The organism is Brevibacillus sp. HB1.4B, assembly GCF_013284285.1.
GTDB classification, from domain to species: domain Bacteria; phylum Bacillota; class Bacilli; order Brevibacillales; family Brevibacillaceae; genus Brevibacillus; species Brevibacillus porteri.
This window is the reverse complement of record NZ_JABSUT010000006.1, coordinates 158,450-174,111: the sequence shown is the minus strand read 5'-3', so window position 1 is coordinate 174,111 and position 15,662 is coordinate 158,450. Positions and strand designations below refer to the sequence as shown.

Sequence of the window (15,662 nt, the reverse complement as noted above, 5' to 3'; positions counted from 1 at the left end):
TGGTGGAGGAAAACTATGAAACGATGGATGGCAGCATTGTTAAGCCTTGTGTTAATCCTGACGGCGCAATCTAATACGGTTCAAGCCAAAGGGAACGACACAAGAGACGTTTACGAACAGCAGTATACACGTATCGGGGAGGATTACCACATCCTGAACGATAATGTGCTACTGTCGAAAAAAGATGGAAGCGTATGGACTTGGTACATCTATGGACATCCTCTGAGTGCTTCAGATCCATTCTATGAAGCCAAGCTGATGCAAATTCCGGGCTTGCAGGATGTCAAAGAGATGACAGTCAAAAGGAAATCGGCCCGGGGTAACTATATTGTTAACTATGCGGCGCTAAAAAAAGACGGTACGGTGTGGTATTGGGACGCCGCCCCCGTCACTACCCTTGAAACGAGTTCTGCAAGTGTTCCGCGGCAAATCAAAGACTTGAAAAATGGAACGTCACTAGTCGCCCATTATACGGGTGCCTACAAAGTCTTGTTCGTCTTAAAATCAGACGGTTCCGTATGGAGTTTGGGAAGTGAAATAGGTACCACTAAGGGTGGCTCACCTACTACAGTCCGAACAAAGCTACTAGATGATGTCGTATCCATAAAAATGGCGAATGGCATCGTATTCGCTGTGAAAAAGGACGGTACGGTTTGGAGGTGGAAGGCAAACTCGTATCTGCCGAATAACCGCTCGAAAAACACAAGTCCAGAGCAGATGAACGGATTTGCTGATATCGTCAGGATAGAGCCGGGCATTTCTACCAGCTATGCTTATATGAAAGATGGCACAGTCTTGTCTTGGTCAACCGCTGATACGAATAAGCATCCCTTGTATTTGCATGCAGCAAAAGACGCGCGAACGATGGTCCAATTGGATTCCATTCGAGATCGGAATATCGACGAAGCTTATGCCCTCCGAGAGGACGATCAGCTTTGGTCAGTGGACAACAACCATAAAGTTTTCCCAGAGCTTACGGACATCGCTTCTATACATCATAGCGACTTTTCCCCACCCAAAAGGTATTACTATGTAGTAAAAAAGGATCAGACTTTGTGGGCTTGGGCAGATTCGATTGCCTTGCCGAAGCTAGTTGTTTTCACGGGAGAAACGGCAACTAGCAATCGCCCAGTGAAAACAGACAAACCAACAGCCGAACGCCCTAGGACAGCAGACAAACCAACGGGCAATCACCCTGGAGCAACAGCTCAGCCTGTGATACGAACTACGCCGGAAATGAGTCTCTATCCGTATATTACGATGCTGCAACCTGGGAACAAACAGTTCATTGCGGTAAATAATTTGCTTCCCGGGACAAAAATGGCGTACACCATTGACGATCCGAGTATAGGAACCTTATCGAATGTGAATGGCACACAGGTCGTAAAAGCGAACAAACCCGGGCAGACCATTGTACGGGCAACTGCAAGCAGAGCTGGTTCTCCGGACGTGACCGCTTCCTTTTTGTTGTACGTCGTCGACAGTAACACGTTGTCCGATACGTACTACACTGCCGTCCGATCGGTACCTGTCGCTGACAGACAGCGTCCGTTTATTGTGGAGGGACTGACCCAAGCAGGAGAGCTTGTGATTACAGCCGCAAGCAGCGAAAAGCCAAAGCTTGTTGACGGCCAACTCGTCATTACTTCTGACTTGATTGACCGCGTAGCTGACAATGCGCGAAAGGCTAAGAATGCGGTGGAGCAGACGCTATCGGAAAACAACATTGCTCTTGCTAGGGAGTTGGTCGTGAATGGGGAAATTTTGTCGTTGCCTGACCAAAACGGTTTTACAATCAAGCTTTACAAGGATAGCTTCACGAATCGTAAGGATGTCGACTATCTTACCGTCCATGCGGGGGATGCGAAACTGACGTTTAACCTTGCGACTGTAAATCGCCTGTTCCATTCGCTCCCGGTTATCGTTATTCGCTTGGTCGAAAACAATAACGGCGGATATCATGTACAATTTTTAGATGAACAAGGGCAGGAGCTTTCGAACGTATCAAGCAACATCCGTCTCATTCTGCCTGCAAATCAGGCGGACGCGACAAATAATAGCGTGTTCTATTCGAATGGGAAAAGCACGCAGCCTATCGGTGGAAAGTTCAATCCGTACAATAACGGCATGGAAGCCGAAATAAACCGTTCCGGAACGTATTTCGTGGACGATAATACCAAAACGTTCCCTGATATTGACAACCGGGATCCTGAGCTACAGCAAGCCGTACAATTTCTGGGATCGAAAGGAATCGTAACTGGGAAAGAAGATGGCAACTTTGAGCCTGATTCACCGCTTACCCGTGCTGAGTTCACGGCGATGCTGGTAAGAGCTTTTTACGCTTTGGACGAAACAGCGACGGAGAGCTTTTCAGACGTGAATCCGCCACAATGGCATGTTCCATTTATCGCTTCATCCGAAAAAAAGGATATCGTGAAAGGTTATCCAGACGGCACATTTAGGCCGGATCATACCATATCCCGGGAAGAAATGGCTGCGATTGGCGCAAGATCATTACATGAAAAGAAGAATTACTATTACCCTTCGAATACAGAGGACTACTTGAATCAATTCACAGACCAACACACGATTTCCGAATGGGCGAAACCAACGATGGCTTTGGCTGTGAAACAGCGCTTGATCGATGTTCCTGCGGATAAACAGATTAGAGCTGGCGAGGCTGTCACTCGCGGGGAAGCTGCCCGAATGCTATATCGATTATATTTGCAGCTTTGATACTGTTCATAAATTGCGAAAGGCTTATTCCAACTTGAATGATGAGGGGGGAATGAGTCTTTTTGCATGAGAATAGATGGAGGATTTTTAACCCATTCGGAGGTATTTCACAAATCCAAAGAGTATCTTTTAAAAGAATTGGATCGTTTGGATATGCAACAACTAAAGGAAAAACTGTCACTGGAACAATTCGATGATGTGATGACAAGAAAAGTCTTGTTATTAGAAAAAATTGAACAGAAGCCCAATTGCATATCATTTAGATACGATAGTTTAAGTGGAAATTTTTAAACCAATCCCCTAAGAAATTTGACAGCTATTTACATATAGTTGTATAGTAAACTACCAAATGTAACCCCTTATATACATAAACAATTCTTCTATCAAAACTCCACGAGGAGGAATGACACGATGGAAATGTCTATCACAAGAGGACTCTCAGAATTAAAATTACTCGATAAAAGAATCCAAAAAGGAATCAATGAAACGACTTTCATGTCTTCCGCTATTGGACCTAAGCCTGTAACTGGTTATACGTCAACAGAACTGTATGTGGAAACGACAGAGCGAAACTACCAATCCGTTGTTGATCTAATAAAAAGAAGACAAAACATTAAGTCGCTGATCGTCGAGTCCAACGCAAAGACGATGGTAACGATTAGCGGCAAGAGAATGACAGTGGCAGAAGCAATCGAGCGAAAAACGTCCATTCAATACGAGAAATCACTGCTGGAGAAAATGAGAAGAGATTACAACCATGCAGTCACGCAGGTTGAATCGAAAAATGAAGAAGTACAGCTACGATTGGAAAAGCTGCTCGAAGCGAACTTTGGCAAAGATTCCAAGGTGAAGGATACGGAAATGGAAGCGATCTCCAAACCGTTTAAAGAGCAAAATGAAGCGAAGCTCGTAGACCCATTGAAGTTGAAAGAAAAAATGGATACGCTTAGTAAAGAAATTGACGAGTTTGAGTGTGAAGTCGATTTTATTTTAAGCGAATCCAATACGATTACCAAAATTAATCTTGTGGATTAATAGTGTGATTTGCTAATCATTTGAATAGCTGATAAACGAGAGTCCCTTGCCTAGTGGGTCAACTAGGCCATCCAAAAATTATTTGGCGAATACGAGGATGAAAGCTCAAAGATGAGAGCTCAGCTTTCAAAACTTACGTATCAAAGCTCTTTAGGCTCAAAGATCAGGACTTACGCTTTAAGACTCGATGAAATCTTGGGGTATTGGTCCATAAAAGTACACTCTCTGGACTTTTCAGCAACCACCAAGCTAAATGGTTAGCAACTAGGACTTATTCGAAGTAGAGATATGTTGAGAGAAGATTCTCAGCGCACCTCTACTTTTTTATTTTATAAACGAAACGGTTAAGAGATAGAAAAGATATGTCGATACAAATAGGAAGAAAAGGTAATAAATTGATTGTGCAATACAAGGAAAGTCAGGGAGTGAAGCAATGGAATTTGAGTTTCATGTTACTTTCAACGATCTACAACTTGATGAAAAGGAAGCTTTTATCGATCTCTGCCAATCGGAACAAGTAAAGCCGGTCATGATCGTCTTGGATCAGGGAAATTACATCAATCAACCGATGATAACAGGAGTAATCAAACGACCTGATTTTCATGAAGTGAATAAAGAGATGGAAAAGATTGCAGCTACGTTTCAAAACAACGGTTTTACCATCGTCCGAAAAAAAGTAGAGATTTCTCCAAAAGAAGAAACGTATTTTCACCAGCCCATCATAAACTCGAAGCCTTACTTCGAATGGCATGGAAAAGTACAGGTCGATGATGTCACCGCGTTACGAAATTTATGTGAGGGTCATGGTGGACATATTTCGAGAAACTCTTTGAATGCGAATGGAAAAGTGAGATTTATCACCGTCCGAGAATATGAGAGCCCGAAACAGTTTTACGATCGAGTAGAAAAGATACATACCATTTTGCAAGCAAATCAGATCGGGCTAATCAAAGAACAATATGAACTATGTATTTATGACAGCCGCGAAGAACTGGACAGCGGCTGGATTTCCTAATTTTTAGATGGAGGATCATGATGATTACGTATGATGATGTAGCAGAGTTGGAATATGAAGCGAGAGAGCTCGTTGTTTTGGAAGCACTGTTGAGAAGAATTGCTCTAGTGAATATGCCCTTTGTATTAAAAGGCAGCCTTCTAACCAGACAATATTTGGACAACCGCCAGATTCGGGATGCAGATGATATCGACTTATTGTATGCGGGGAAAATCAGGGACGTCGAACATGCCCATGAAGTATTTACACAATGGATGATTCAAGTAACCGAAATGGATCTGAACGACGGCGTCGTGTTTAGAAGTTTTCGAAAGAATGCATTTTGGAGATATATCGACTACGCTATGGCAGATGATTTTCCGACGATCAATACGGATATTGCCTATTATTTCAAAGGTCAACCAAGGGAAGCGGATGACTATAATGAGCTGAATCTGGATATTTCGTTTCACTTGGAAATGGATGCAGACCCGGTTCCGCTTGAGTACCAACCTGTCTTTGGAGAAAGCTTTCTTGTTCCGTACACTGTGCCCCTGTCTATCCAGGTTGCTTGGAAGCTGCATCAAACAATCGTCAGGCCGAGGTTTAAAGACTTGTACGATTTGAAATTTTTACTCTCCCATCCGGCCTATGACAACGATGCGCTCAAGGAAACATTACAGGCGCTCGTGAACGAATGCAGTATCGACCCATCTATTAAGAAAACGGATATGAAAAAGGTGCTTGTTGATGATTTACAGCCCATATACGATTCATTATCCTACGATTACGACTTGAGAAAATATGCTGGCGGCATGGATCGTGGCCTTTATTTTACGCAGTTTGTCAGTGAGTTGCGTAAAAAGATGGATTTTGCAGGGATTAATGGGTATGCGTTTGAAAGTTTGCCAAGTCCAACACCGAAAAAATTGTAACAGCATAGTAAGTGAAGTAGGCTTGTTCCGTCTGTCGCGGTAGACGGAATGAGCTTTTTTTATAACTACCATAGTTAGTCGTTGCTAGTACATTGCCTTTAGGACATATAGATTGGTCGGAACATTCACCATCATCATTCATGAATAATACCCTACATTAACCCAATTACTTTAGATCACATGTGTCTTTCGAGTTAATGGGATCAAAACTGTACATGTAGGGGAGTATCGAATGAGCAAAAGTAAGCAGAAAGATGGGAAAATCATTTATGATTACATTGTTGTAGGCACTGGTCCAGCAGGTTCTGTTATTGCAAAGAGACTAACGGACGATAAAAAAACATCCGTTCTCGTATTGGAAGCAGGAGAAAATAATGATAGGGACACGCCAATTAGCAACTCAACGTTTGCCTTAGAGCTTGAGGAGCTGTATCTTCCTCAATATTTTTGGCAAGGAGAAGGAGTACCCCAGGAAAAAGTAAATGAACGAAGTTTTGAATGGACGACGGGTCGATTATTGGGTGGAGGCTCTTCTATTAACACACAGCAGTATGTAAGACCTACCTCAGCAGTTTTTCAACAATGGGAGAAGCTGTTGGGACCTCTTTGGTCTCCAAAGAATGCAACTCGCAGTTTCCGAAAAATGGAGAATTACAATGGGAAGACAAACAATAAAGAGGTTCACGGTTATAAGGGATTGATCGACATTCGGCAAGCACCTGAAAATCCAACACCCATGTCCAAAAAGTTAGTGTCAGCCATCGAGAAAGCAACAGGATTTCGAAAAATTCTCGATTATAATGACCCGAAAACTCCCCTTGGACCCTTTACGCGTTGGCAATTATTTCAGCAACCCAATGGACGGAGAGAAAGTGCTTCCACCGCTTTTCTATCATCAGATATCATGACTACTGCTGGTCAAGGAGTCAATGGTCGAAAGCTGCAAGTTTTCTTTAAATCAACAGCTCTTCGGGTATTATTTAAGAATAAGCGAGCAATTGGCGTTGAATTTCTCAAAGAGGGTAAACGCGTGCGAGCCTACTCTCGGAAAAAAGTAATCATCTCAGCAGGCATCCATAGTTCTCAGCTTTTAATGCTTTCTGGAATCGGTCCCGCCAAAATGCTTAAGGACGAAGGAATCCCAGTTGTTTTCGCCAACTCCCACGTTGGCAAAGGCCTTAGAAACCACACGCTCAACTTTGCTGAGTTTAGTGCCAATCCGAAAGATAACCCATTGCCTGATGATGATCCAAATGCGCTTTTTTCAGGTGGCGCCTTTTTGCCAGATCCCACTCCAGGCTCAAACAAAACTCGTCGTGCAGTCCAACTGATTGGAATCGGCTCAAAAGGGAAACTGACGATAGCTATCCTTTTCCTAAAACCAAAGAGCCGTGGTTCCATAAGTATACAAAGTAATGATCCGTTGAAAATTGTGCTGGCTGATGAAGGATATCTCAATAATCCCGCAGATCTTGAAGCAGTTAAAAACTGCTATAAGGTATATATCAAGAAAATAGCCGCACAATTAACCGCGATCGATCGATCATACCGGCTTATTTCACCAACTCTAGACATCATCAACAATAATCGCAAGCTTGAAGAGTTCATCAAAAATAATTTTGACCATAATCATCATGAACAAGGTGCGCTTCGCATGGCGCCTCTTAGCAAGGGGGGAGTGGTGGATAGCCAAGGTCAAGTCCATGGAGTAAAAGACTTAATTGTTGCTGATGATTCGATCATTCCATTCACGGTGGATGGCAACACGTCTGCACCAGCCTACCTTATTGGAAATACAATTGCGCAGCAGCTCTTGAAACAAAACTCGCGAGATAATATGAAAAAGTGAAATTAGTAATGAAAATAGTAATATCCCGTGAATCCGCAATTGTACGGAGATTCAGGGGATATTATTCATGGATTGCCGTTGTACGAAATCTCGGGTTTTTGGTTTGTAGCTACAGAGCGGAAATCTAGGACGATAGTATCGCGTCTTTAGATGCCGCTGTATTCTGTTATTGGTTGATTAACCCAAAAAGGCAATAGAACGCTTCACTTTCCTGGCGAATGCAATGGGATTATCAATCGACTCCCAATGAATATACATAAGACGCGGGTTGTCAAAGAGCCAGTGATTATGGACTGCTGTTACCTTTATCCCGTTTTTGCGAAGGTTTGACAACAAACGGTTTACCTGGTTTTGGAAGAGAGCCGTTTCCCCTAAACATAGGGCACGTCCGGAACTGTTTAAGGATTCGAACGAGAACAGTTGATAACGGACCAATGGGGATGTGGTTCTTCTGCCTAATATGGACGCATTGAATATTCTATTTCTGGAGACGAAACAAACGGGACCTCTCGTAATTTCATGCTCTGTTCCACCTAAAATGGCAGAAAATCGGTTACACAGTCTTCTAAACTGGGGACTTGCCTTTGCTTTTGCCTTTACTTTGCCCATATCCGTCATCCTTTCGATTATGATGAAATGAAAACTTCATGGCTCCACCATGTTAACCCAGGAATGCGATGGACTCTTTGGTTTTCCTGGCGAATACGATCGGATTTTCTATCGCTTCCCAATGCATATACATTAAGCGCGGGTTTTCTTTTAGCCAGTGGTTGTGAAGTGCCGTCACTTTAATCCCACGTTTGCGGAGATTCGACATCAAGCGGTTCACCTGATTTTGGTGAACGGCAGTCTCGCCCAAACAAAGGGCACGACCCGACCTATCAAGGGATTCAAACGAAAACATTTGAGCTCGAACTAAAGGGGAAAGCGTTCGTCTTCCCAAGATGGTTTCTCGAAGATTTGCAAGTCGCATGACAAAACAAACCGGCCCATTATCAACTTCCGACTCGCCCCCTAATATTCTTCCAAATCGGGCACAGAGCCTTTTAAATTGGGGGCTAACCTTCGCTTTTGCTTTATTCGCCATAGTAATCCTCCTTTTGTCAATCTAGAAATATCTTATGATTGACAGAAAAAAGGGAAATGAGTAATCTGTGGCTTTTTTACATGAAAAAGATACAGATTTCATTCTAGGTTCTAGTTATTTTCCCATAGCACACTTCTGAAGATTTTCTCGTAGAGGAGTTTATCGGATAAATATCATGACGATGCAGTATTGTTTGGGAGTGAGACAATCATCGTTGATTACGTAAAACTTGAATATTGAATGGAGGTGACCAGCATGTACAAAGAATTAGATGTTTTCATAACAGGCAGCCAAAATACTGTTGATTATTGGTATGACTATGGCTGCATAATAGCGTCTGACATGCTAGCGAAGTTCAGCCAAAAGGATTGGGAAGACCTGTCCAGTCATGTGCTGATGAAACCGTTAGAATGGCAGCGAAGACTCGCGTACTGTATGGACAGCTGTTGTAACGAGCATGAACTAAATATTCTACTATCGTTGCTGGATACGGATGATGAGGAACTTTTCGTGATCTGTGTAGATACGTTGAGAAGCTTTACGACTCTAGAAGGGAAACAAATGATACGTGACAATCCTGCCATGCTCGTTCGCGTAAATGAATTGCTTCCCAGAGCTGGCGTTGCGACTAGGAGAGTATTAGAGGATTTTCTTGTGAAAATACATGGCTAAGTTAGCTTCATTTATTGAGCTGCTAAATCGCAATAGGATGGAGAAGTGACTCATGAACAATAATAGATTTTCGCGCTCTGCTTCGTCCGGCCTGTAGAAAAGATGGACTGACATGAAAAGAATAGGAACCTTCGATCCACCACATACTACAAACGCTATATCTATACCAAGAGAGGTGGAGCGTCCGGATGAGTATGACAATGAGTCGGCCCGTGACCGACGTACTTAATAAACAGGTTGCCAACTGGTCTGTGCTGTATATGAAGCTGCATCATTATCACTGGTTTGTCAAAGGCCCGAATTTTTTTACCCTGCATGAAAAATTTGAGGAGCTATACAACGAGGCAGCCAAAAATGTAGATGAGCTGGCGGAGCGTCTGTTAACGGTTGGGGGCAAGCCTGTTTCGACGTTGAAGGACTGTTTGGAGCAGGCTTCCATTAAGGAAGCGACAGGTGGAGAGTCTGCGGATCAAATGGTTGAAGCGGTCGTGAGTGATTTTACACTTCTGATTAAGGAGCTCCAAGAGGGCATTACAGCCGCGGAAGCAGGGGACGATGAAGCGACTGGGGATATGTTCTTGGGGATCATGGACAGCTTGCAAAAGCATGTGTGGATGCTGCAAGCCCACTTGGGAAAATAAGGATAAATTCTTTTGCAAGCAAAGCTGATGCCATGGGGTATCGGCTTTTTTTCTATGTGCTCATGAAGGCAAAAGTGCAGGGCTAGTCTGATTTGAGACAACCCCCTTGTTCCCAAGAAAGACATGCTAGTGTAAACTAACCTTGTGTGAAATAGAGAAAGCACTTTCATGATGGAAAGGATGTACATTCCCATGGCATCACCCTATGTTACATTTAATCGCGAGCAGTGGAGTGCTCTGCGGGCTTCCACGCCGTTGACCATATCTGATAACGAGCTTTCCCTTTTGCAGGGCTTGAACGAGAAAATGTCCATGACGGAAGTCTCCGACATTTACTTGCCGTTGTCCCGTCTGCTGAATTTGTATGTCGGGGGCACGCAGGAGCTGTACCAGGCGACTCACACTTTTTTAGGGAACCAGGATGGCAAGGTTCCATTCATTATCGGTATTGCAGGTAGTGTGGCTGTAGGCAAAAGCACAACGGCTCGCATTTTGCAGACGCTGCTGTCTCGCTGGCCGAATCATCCGAAGGTCGATTTGGTAACGACAGATGGATTCCTGTATCCGAACAAGGTTCTAGAAGATAGAGGAATCATGAAGCGCAAGGGATTCCCAGAGAGCTATGATTTGCGGCGCTTTATCAATTTTTTATCCGATGTAAAATCGGGTTTGCCTGAAGTGAAAGCGCCTGTTTATTCCCACCTTGTGTATGACATCGTACCAGATGAATGGCAGACCGTCAGACAGCCTGACATTTTGATTGTCGAAGGCTTGAATGTGCTGCAACCGCCTATAGGTGACGAAAACGATGCTCGTATTTCCGAGGTCATTGTTTCTGATTTCTTTGACTTCACGATCTACGTGCATGCGGAAGAGAAGCACATCCTGAAATGGTATGTAGAGCGGTTCAAGCTGTTGCGTCAGACCGCGTTCTCCGACCCATCCTCGTATTTCAAGCGTTACGCGAGTCTGTCTGACGAGGAGGCGACTGAGGTAGCCACCGGTATTTGGACGGAGATTAACGGAGCCAACCTGCGCCAAAACATTTTGCCGACGCGTGTTCGCGCTCAATTGATTTTGGACAAGGGGCAGGATCATATGATACAAAGCGTGAAGCTGCGCAAGCTGTAGATAAAAAGGTGGGAGACGGTTGTCATGAAAGTGATTAGTGCCTGTTTGATCGGCTGTGAATGCCGTTACGATCAGAAGTCATGCTTAGACCAAGAGCTGGAGCAATTGCTCCGGGAAGGAAAGGCTATACCCGTCTGTCCTGAACAGTTGGGAGGCTTGCCAACACCACGACCGCCAGCAGAAATCATCGGGGGGACTGGAGAAGATGTTCTGGATGGTAAAGCACGCATCATAGACAACACTGGCCGAGACGTCACCGAGGAATTTTTGATGGGGGCGAACCAAGCGCTGAAGCTGGCGAAAACGGTTGGAGCCACATCTGCCATCTTGAAAGAAAACAGTCCGTCCTGTGGAAGCTCCTTCGTTTACGATGGCAGCTTTTCCGGGAAAAAAGTGCCGGGTGTCGGGCTGACGGCGGCGCTGTTTCGCAGAAATGGGATTGAGGTAATCTCTGAATCAATCGTATCCAATGAATAAAAAGGGGGGACGCGATGGAAGCGTCCCTCTTTTTACGTCCCTCTTTTTGTAACTACGTTTTACAACTCCTTCAACAACCTCTCCAGCTTCTTCTGCTGTTCTTTCCGTTTTTTCTTCGCAATGCGGTCTTCTTCCTTCAGTGCCAGTACAAGGGAAAAGCACATCAGGACCATGATGACGGTAAAAGGCAGCGCTGCCACAATGGAGGCTGTTTGCAGGCCTTCTAAGCCGCCGCTTAACAAAAGAACGATGGCGATTGCGGATTGGAGGATGCCCCAGGTGATTTTTACTCGATTCGACGGGTCCAGGTTGCCATCAGAAGACAGCATGCCGAGCACGAAAATAGCTGAATCCGCCGATGTGATAAAAAACGTGATGATCAACAGAACCGCAACGACAGCGAGAATGTATCCCATAGGCAACTGCTCCAGTGCGAGGAATAGCGCAGTCGAGATGTCACGTTGTACCGCTGCCCCTATAGGCGCTTGATCAAAAATTTCGAGGTGAAGCGCAGTCCCACCAAACACCGAAAACCAGATGAAGCTCAACAAACTCGGAACGAGCATCACGCAAATGACGAATTCCTTGATCGTGCGCCCTTTGGAGACGCGTGCGATAAACATGCCGACGAACGGCGCCCAGGCAATCCACCACGACCAGTAAAACAGCGTCCAGTTGGCTACCCATGTCCCTTGTGTAAAAGGGGTCAGCCGCAAGCTCATCGAGATGAGATTGTTCAAATAACTGCCGAGCGTGCTGGTGAAGGCGTCAAAAATAAACGAGGTTGGTCCCAATACGAGCGTCAGCAGGAGGAGCAACAAGGCCAATACCAGGTTCGTATTGCTCAAATACTTGATTCCCCGATCCAGTCCTGTCGTAGCCGAGAGCAGAAATAGCACTGTAATAATGGAAATGATCACGATTTGCACGGTGGTGTTGGACGGCAATCCAAAGAGGTGAGACAAACCTCCGTTTATTTGCAGAGTTCCGAGGCCAAGTGAGGTTGCGACACCGAATGCCGTGGCGATGACAGCCAAAATATCGATCCCTTTTCCGAGCGGTCCATGTATGCGCTCACCGAGCAGCGGGCCAAAGGTGGAGGAGATCAAGCCCTTCGCTCCTTTGCGAAATTGAAAATATGCGAGAGCGAGAGCGATGAGAGCGTAGATCCCCCAAGGATGCAGGCCCCAGTGAAAAAATGCATAACGCAGAGCGGTTTGTGCGGCTTCGGTCGTTTGTCCAGTCACACCTGCTGGTGGAGAGAAGTAATGAGAGACGGGCTCCGCCACTCCCCAAAAGACAAGACCAATTCCCATCCCAGCAGAAAACAACATAGCAAACCAGGTGGGGAGCGAATATTCCGGCTCGTCATCGTCGCTCCCCAAAGGGATTTGTCCGTATCTGCTAAAGGCAAGAAAGATACAAAAGATCAGAAAACCGAAAGTCACGATTAAATAAAACCAGCCAAAATTCGTCGTGGTCACTTTCAGTACATGGGAAGCCGCAGAGGCGAAAAGCTCAGGAGAAATCGCGCCGAACAGCACAATGACAAATACAATGACCAAGGATATCAGGAAAGTCATCTTTATCCTCCCGGGAATCTACAAGAAATGGTAATAGTTTATCATCCCGCGGGATTTCCAAGATTATTCCGGATGTGACCGCCCCTGAATGGAGTTACGATGAAAACGTCTCGATAAACCGATTCGCCGCTTTGGACAGATGACGTCCAGACTGCCAGACGACAGCAGCGGAGGAATAAATGGAAGTTCCGGAGAGTCGAATCCCGCGAATTTGTTCGCTCTGATGAGTTTCCCATGCCGAGATAGGGACGATGGAGGAACCGACCGAGGAGGCGACCATGCTGACGATGAGAGAGATGTCCGGGCACTCGCAGATCACGTGCGGTTCCACGCCTAGACGGGAGAATTCCTTGATAATCAAGTCGTAGATGCCCAATCCTGGTGTGCTCGGCATGATGAGTGGAAGCTCGGCGATCTCGCGCATTTCGATTTCCTTGCGATCGGCATAGGGGGAGGTGGCAGGAACAATGAGCACAAAATCCTCTTCCTCCAACGGAATCATGGTGCAGTTGTTCAAGGAGTGGGGGAGGCGTACGATAGCGACTTCTATGGTTCTGCGCTCTAGCCACTGATTGAGGAGCTGCGTATCGCCTTTCCAGATTTTATACGTAATGAGCGGATATTTTTGCTGAAACACACGAATTTGTTCTGGCAGGCGATAGGCCGACAGTGCACTGACACCGATGGACAACGTCCCCCGAATGCCTTCGCCTGTTTCTTTGACTTCGGAGAGAGCTTCCTCCATTTGATGAACGATATTGAGCGCCTGCTTATAGAGGGTGACGCCTGCTTCTGTCAGGACCATTTGTTTGCCCGAGCGTTCAATGAGCATGACCCCGAGCTCTTCCTCCATTTGTTTCAGTTGCTGACTCAAAGGCGGCTGGGCCATATTCAGTCTTTTAGCCGCTCCTGTTATCTGACCTTCCTCTGCTATGGCGATAAAGTAACGCAGTTGCCGAATATCCACACGCAATGCCTTCTTTCCTTTCGAGAATGGATCCATATGAAAACGATATGAAAATTAGATTTTATGGATATTTTTCATATTGATGAAGCTATGATAGCATGTTTTCTGTGAATCTTCACTTCATGGAAAAGACATAAAGGAAAGAAGGGGAAATCCGTGCGTACGTGGATGGAAAAGCTATTTCACTTGCGCGCTTACGACACGACGTTTCAAAGGGAACTCATCGCCGGATTCATTGGCTTTGTCACCATTGTCTACATTGTTGCCGTAAACGCTTCGATTTTAAATGATGCTGGAATACCGATGGAAGCAGGCATTCTGGCGACTGTATTGACGGCATTTATCGGGTCACTTCTTATGGCCTTTTGGGCAAATGCTCCTATTATTCTGGTTCCCGGTATGGGAATCAATGCCCTGTTTACGTATACGTTATGCCAATCGATGGGCCTTACTTGGCAGGAAGCATTGGCTGCTGTTTTTGTTTCTGGTCTGATTTTTACTGTGATTGCCTTTACCAAGGCCGCAACGATATTGTCCAATGCGATTCCCTCTTCGCTAAAAGAAGCGATTACCGTAGGGATTGGGTTGTTCTTGACCTTCATCGGTCTGCAAAAAGGCGGGCTGATCGTCATGAATCCGTCTACATTTGTTGCGCTGGGTGACTTGTCCAGCCCGCATGTGATCGTCACGCTGATTACTTTGATTGTTACGTTGGTTTTGTTTGTTCGCAATGTGCCAGGCAACTTCTTGATCGGAATTGCGGTTGGTACAGGACTTGGCTTTTTGTTCGGGATTGTCGAGCCAGGAGGGGGAGGAACGTTTTCGTTCGCGGATTACGGAAGCGTATTTGCGGGTTTTTCCTTTTCTGCTATTTGGGCGTTGCCATTTTGGATCGCGACCTTCTCATTGGCGATGGTCATCGTCTTTGAAAATATTGGTTTGATTCATGGGCATACCTCGATGCTTGGACAGCCGCAGAAGTTCGGCCGTTCGCTGCAAGCGAATGCGTTGTCGGCTGCCATCTCTGGCATTTTGGGAACCAGTCCGACAGTTTCGACGGTGGAGACCGCGGCAGGAATCGCAGCAGGAGGACGGACGGGGCTGACCGCACTTGTAACAGGCACCTTGTTCTTGCTCTCGCTCGGTTTGCTGCCTGTCATTAAAATGATTCCGGATGGAGCCATTGCGCCAGTGCTCATTATCATCGGCGCACTGATGCTGCAAAATGTACAGAATATCAATCTGAAGGACTTCTCGGAAGGCTTCCCTGCCTTTTTGATCATCGTGATTATCCCGTTGTCCTACAGCATTGTAGATGGAATTGCGTTTGGCTTCGTGGCGTATCCGCTCATGAAGCTCGCATTGGGTAAACGACGCGAAGTGCCTGCACTCATGTACGTTATCGCGGGATTGTTCTTGCTGAATCTCATGCTGCCGATATTCGCATAAAAGAGTAGTTTTCCCTCGACTTCGGTCGAGGGCTTTTTTGTTCTGTTCTCTAGAAAGTGATGCAAGTAATGTGAAAGAATGGATGGAAGGTTATAGAACAGGAGGC

15 protein-coding genes are annotated in these 15,662 nt (G+C 45.5%); 11 read left to right on the top strand and 4 right to left on the bottom strand.

Translation table 11 applies throughout. The annotated features are described in order from the left end of the window. Nucleotides 1-15 precede the first annotated feature (15 nt). From HP398_RS16530 to HP398_RS16505, 6 genes are all read left to right on the top strand, one after another. Nucleotides 16-2,736, top strand: coding sequence for an S-layer homology domain-containing protein (locus HP398_RS16530; RefSeq protein ID WP_173623151.1), 2,721 nt, complete (start codon nucleotides 16-18; stop codon nucleotides 2,734-2,736). Between the two features lie 66 nt (nucleotides 2,737-2,802). Then, nucleotides 2,803-3,027, top strand: coding sequence for an Imm3 family immunity protein (locus tag HP398_RS16525; RefSeq protein ID WP_173623150.1), 225 nt, complete (start codon nucleotides 2,803-2,805; stop codon nucleotides 3,025-3,027). 120 nt (nucleotides 3,028-3,147) lie between these two features. Next, nucleotides 3,148-3,771: a hypothetical protein gene (locus tag HP398_RS16520; protein ID WP_173623149.1), complete on the top strand. Its 624-nt coding sequence runs from the start codon at nucleotides 3,148-3,150 to the stop codon at nucleotides 3,769-3,771. Nucleotides 3,772-4,204: 433 nt separating this feature from the next. Beyond that, the gene (locus HP398_RS16515; protein WP_173623148.1) at nucleotides 4,205-4,786 is read left to right on the top strand and encodes a hypothetical protein; all 582 of its coding nucleotides are present in this window, start codon (nucleotides 4,205-4,207) and stop codon (nucleotides 4,784-4,786) included. Nucleotides 4,787-4,806: 20 nt separating this feature from the next. Beyond that, nucleotides 4,807-5,700 (top strand): nucleotidyl transferase AbiEii/AbiGii toxin family protein, encoded by an 894-nt coding sequence (locus HP398_RS16510; protein WP_173623147.1) that lies wholly within the window; start codon nucleotides 4,807-4,809, stop codon nucleotides 5,698-5,700. A 232-nt stretch (nucleotides 5,701-5,932) separates the two neighbouring features. Then, a complete protein-coding gene (locus HP398_RS16505; RefSeq protein WP_173623146.1) occupies nucleotides 5,933-7,549 on the top strand; it encodes a GMC family oxidoreductase in 1,617 nt (538 codons plus the stop codon). A 177-nt stretch (nucleotides 7,550-7,726) separates the two neighbouring features. On the opposite strand, the gene HP398_RS16500 is transcribed toward HP398_RS16505, so the two are convergent. Both HP398_RS16500 and HP398_RS16495 read right to left on the bottom strand, forming a co-directional pair. Next, on the bottom strand, nucleotides 7,727-8,158 hold the full coding sequence (locus HP398_RS16500; RefSeq protein WP_017247351.1) for a DUF1259 domain-containing protein: 432 nt from the start codon (nucleotides 8,156-8,158) through the stop codon (nucleotides 7,727-7,729). 52 nt (nucleotides 8,159-8,210) lie between these two features. Further along, nucleotides 8,211-8,636 (bottom strand): DUF1259 domain-containing protein, encoded by a 426-nt coding sequence (locus HP398_RS16495; RefSeq protein WP_173623145.1) that lies wholly within the window; start codon nucleotides 8,634-8,636, stop codon nucleotides 8,211-8,213. A gap of 255 nt (nucleotides 8,637-8,891) precedes the next feature. Here HP398_RS16495 and HP398_RS16490 point away from each other — a divergent pair, with 255 nt between their 5' ends. From HP398_RS16490 to HP398_RS16475, 4 genes are all read left to right on the top strand, one after another. After that, a complete protein-coding gene (locus HP398_RS16490; RefSeq protein ID WP_017247349.1) occupies nucleotides 8,892-9,308 on the top strand; it encodes a hypothetical protein in 417 nt (138 codons plus the stop codon). Between the two features lie 188 nt (nucleotides 9,309-9,496). Further along, a complete protein-coding gene (locus tag HP398_RS16485; RefSeq protein ID WP_017247348.1) occupies nucleotides 9,497-9,949 on the top strand; it encodes a Dps family protein in 453 nt (150 codons plus the stop codon). Nucleotides 9,950-10,141: 192 nt separating this feature from the next. After that, nucleotides 10,142-11,080, top strand: a complete 939-nt coding sequence (gene coaA / locus HP398_RS16480) for a type I pantothenate kinase (protein WP_238144679.1) — start codon at nucleotides 10,142-10,144, stop codon at nucleotides 11,078-11,080. Nucleotides 11,081-11,104: 24 nt separating this feature from the next. Then, nucleotides 11,105-11,557 carry a 2-thiouracil desulfurase family protein gene (locus HP398_RS16475; RefSeq protein ID WP_069846192.1) on the top strand — a complete coding sequence of 151 codons (453 nt, stop codon included), beginning with the start codon at nucleotides 11,105-11,107 and terminating at the stop codon, nucleotides 11,555-11,557. A gap of 59 nt (nucleotides 11,558-11,616) precedes the next feature. Here HP398_RS16475 and HP398_RS16470 read toward each other — a convergent pair whose 3' ends face one another. Both HP398_RS16470 and HP398_RS16465 read right to left on the bottom strand, forming a co-directional pair. Beyond that, complete coding sequence (locus HP398_RS16470) at nucleotides 11,617-13,140, bottom strand: glycine betaine uptake BCCT transporter (protein ID WP_017247345.1); 1,524 nt, start codon at nucleotides 13,138-13,140, stop codon at nucleotides 11,617-11,619. A 94-nt stretch (nucleotides 13,141-13,234) separates the two neighbouring features. Continuing rightward, nucleotides 13,235-14,107 (bottom strand): LysR family transcriptional regulator, encoded by an 873-nt coding sequence (locus HP398_RS16465; protein WP_069846187.1) that lies wholly within the window; start codon nucleotides 14,105-14,107, stop codon nucleotides 13,235-13,237. 168 nt (nucleotides 14,108-14,275) lie between these two features. Here HP398_RS16465 and HP398_RS16460 point away from each other — a divergent pair, with 168 nt between their 5' ends. Next, nucleotides 14,276-15,556 carry an NCS2 family permease gene (locus tag HP398_RS16460; protein ID WP_217368724.1) on the top strand — a complete coding sequence of 427 codons (1,281 nt, stop codon included), beginning with the start codon at nucleotides 14,276-14,278 and terminating at the stop codon, nucleotides 15,554-15,556. Nucleotides 15,557-15,662 lie beyond the last annotated feature (106 nt).

Bases quoted from the DNA above. Each gene is read 5' to 3' on its own strand.
- HP398_RS16530 (WP_173623151.1), top strand. From the start codon at position 16: ATGAAACGATGGATGGCAGCATTGTTAAGCCTTGTGTTAATCCTGACG.
- HP398_RS16525 (WP_173623150.1), top strand. From the start codon at position 2,803: ATGAGAATAGATGGAGGATTTTTAACCCATTCGGAGGTATTTCACAAA.
- HP398_RS16520 (WP_173623149.1), top strand. From the start codon at position 3,148: ATGGAAATGTCTATCACAAGAGGACTCTCAGAATTAAAATTACTCGAT.
- HP398_RS16515 (WP_173623148.1), top strand. From the start codon at position 4,205: ATGGAATTTGAGTTTCATGTTACTTTCAACGATCTACAACTTGATGAA.
- HP398_RS16510 (WP_173623147.1), top strand. From the start codon at position 4,807: ATGATTACGTATGATGATGTAGCAGAGTTGGAATATGAAGCGAGAGAG.
- HP398_RS16505 (WP_173623146.1), top strand. From the start codon at position 5,933: ATGAGCAAAAGTAAGCAGAAAGATGGGAAAATCATTTATGATTACATT.
- HP398_RS16500 (WP_017247351.1), bottom strand. From the start codon at position 8,158: ATGGGCAAAGTAAAGGCAAAAGCAAAGGCAAGTCCCCAGTTTAGAAGA.
- HP398_RS16495 (WP_173623145.1), bottom strand. From the start codon at position 8,636: ATGGCGAATAAAGCAAAAGCGAAGGTTAGCCCCCAATTTAAAAGGCTC.
- HP398_RS16490 (WP_017247349.1), top strand. From the start codon at position 8,892: ATGTACAAAGAATTAGATGTTTTCATAACAGGCAGCCAAAATACTGTT.
- HP398_RS16485 (WP_017247348.1), top strand. From the start codon at position 9,497: ATGAGTATGACAATGAGTCGGCCCGTGACCGACGTACTTAATAAACAG.
- coaA (WP_238144679.1), top strand. From the start codon at position 10,142: ATGGCATCACCCTATGTTACATTTAATCGCGAGCAGTGGAGTGCTCTG.
- HP398_RS16475 (WP_069846192.1), top strand. From the start codon at position 11,105: ATGAAAGTGATTAGTGCCTGTTTGATCGGCTGTGAATGCCGTTACGAT.
- HP398_RS16470 (WP_017247345.1), bottom strand. From the start codon at position 13,140: ATGACTTTCCTGATATCCTTGGTCATTGTATTTGTCATTGTGCTGTTC.
- HP398_RS16460 (WP_217368724.1), top strand. From the start codon at position 14,276: ATGGAAAAGCTATTTCACTTGCGCGCTTACGACACGACGTTTCAAAGG.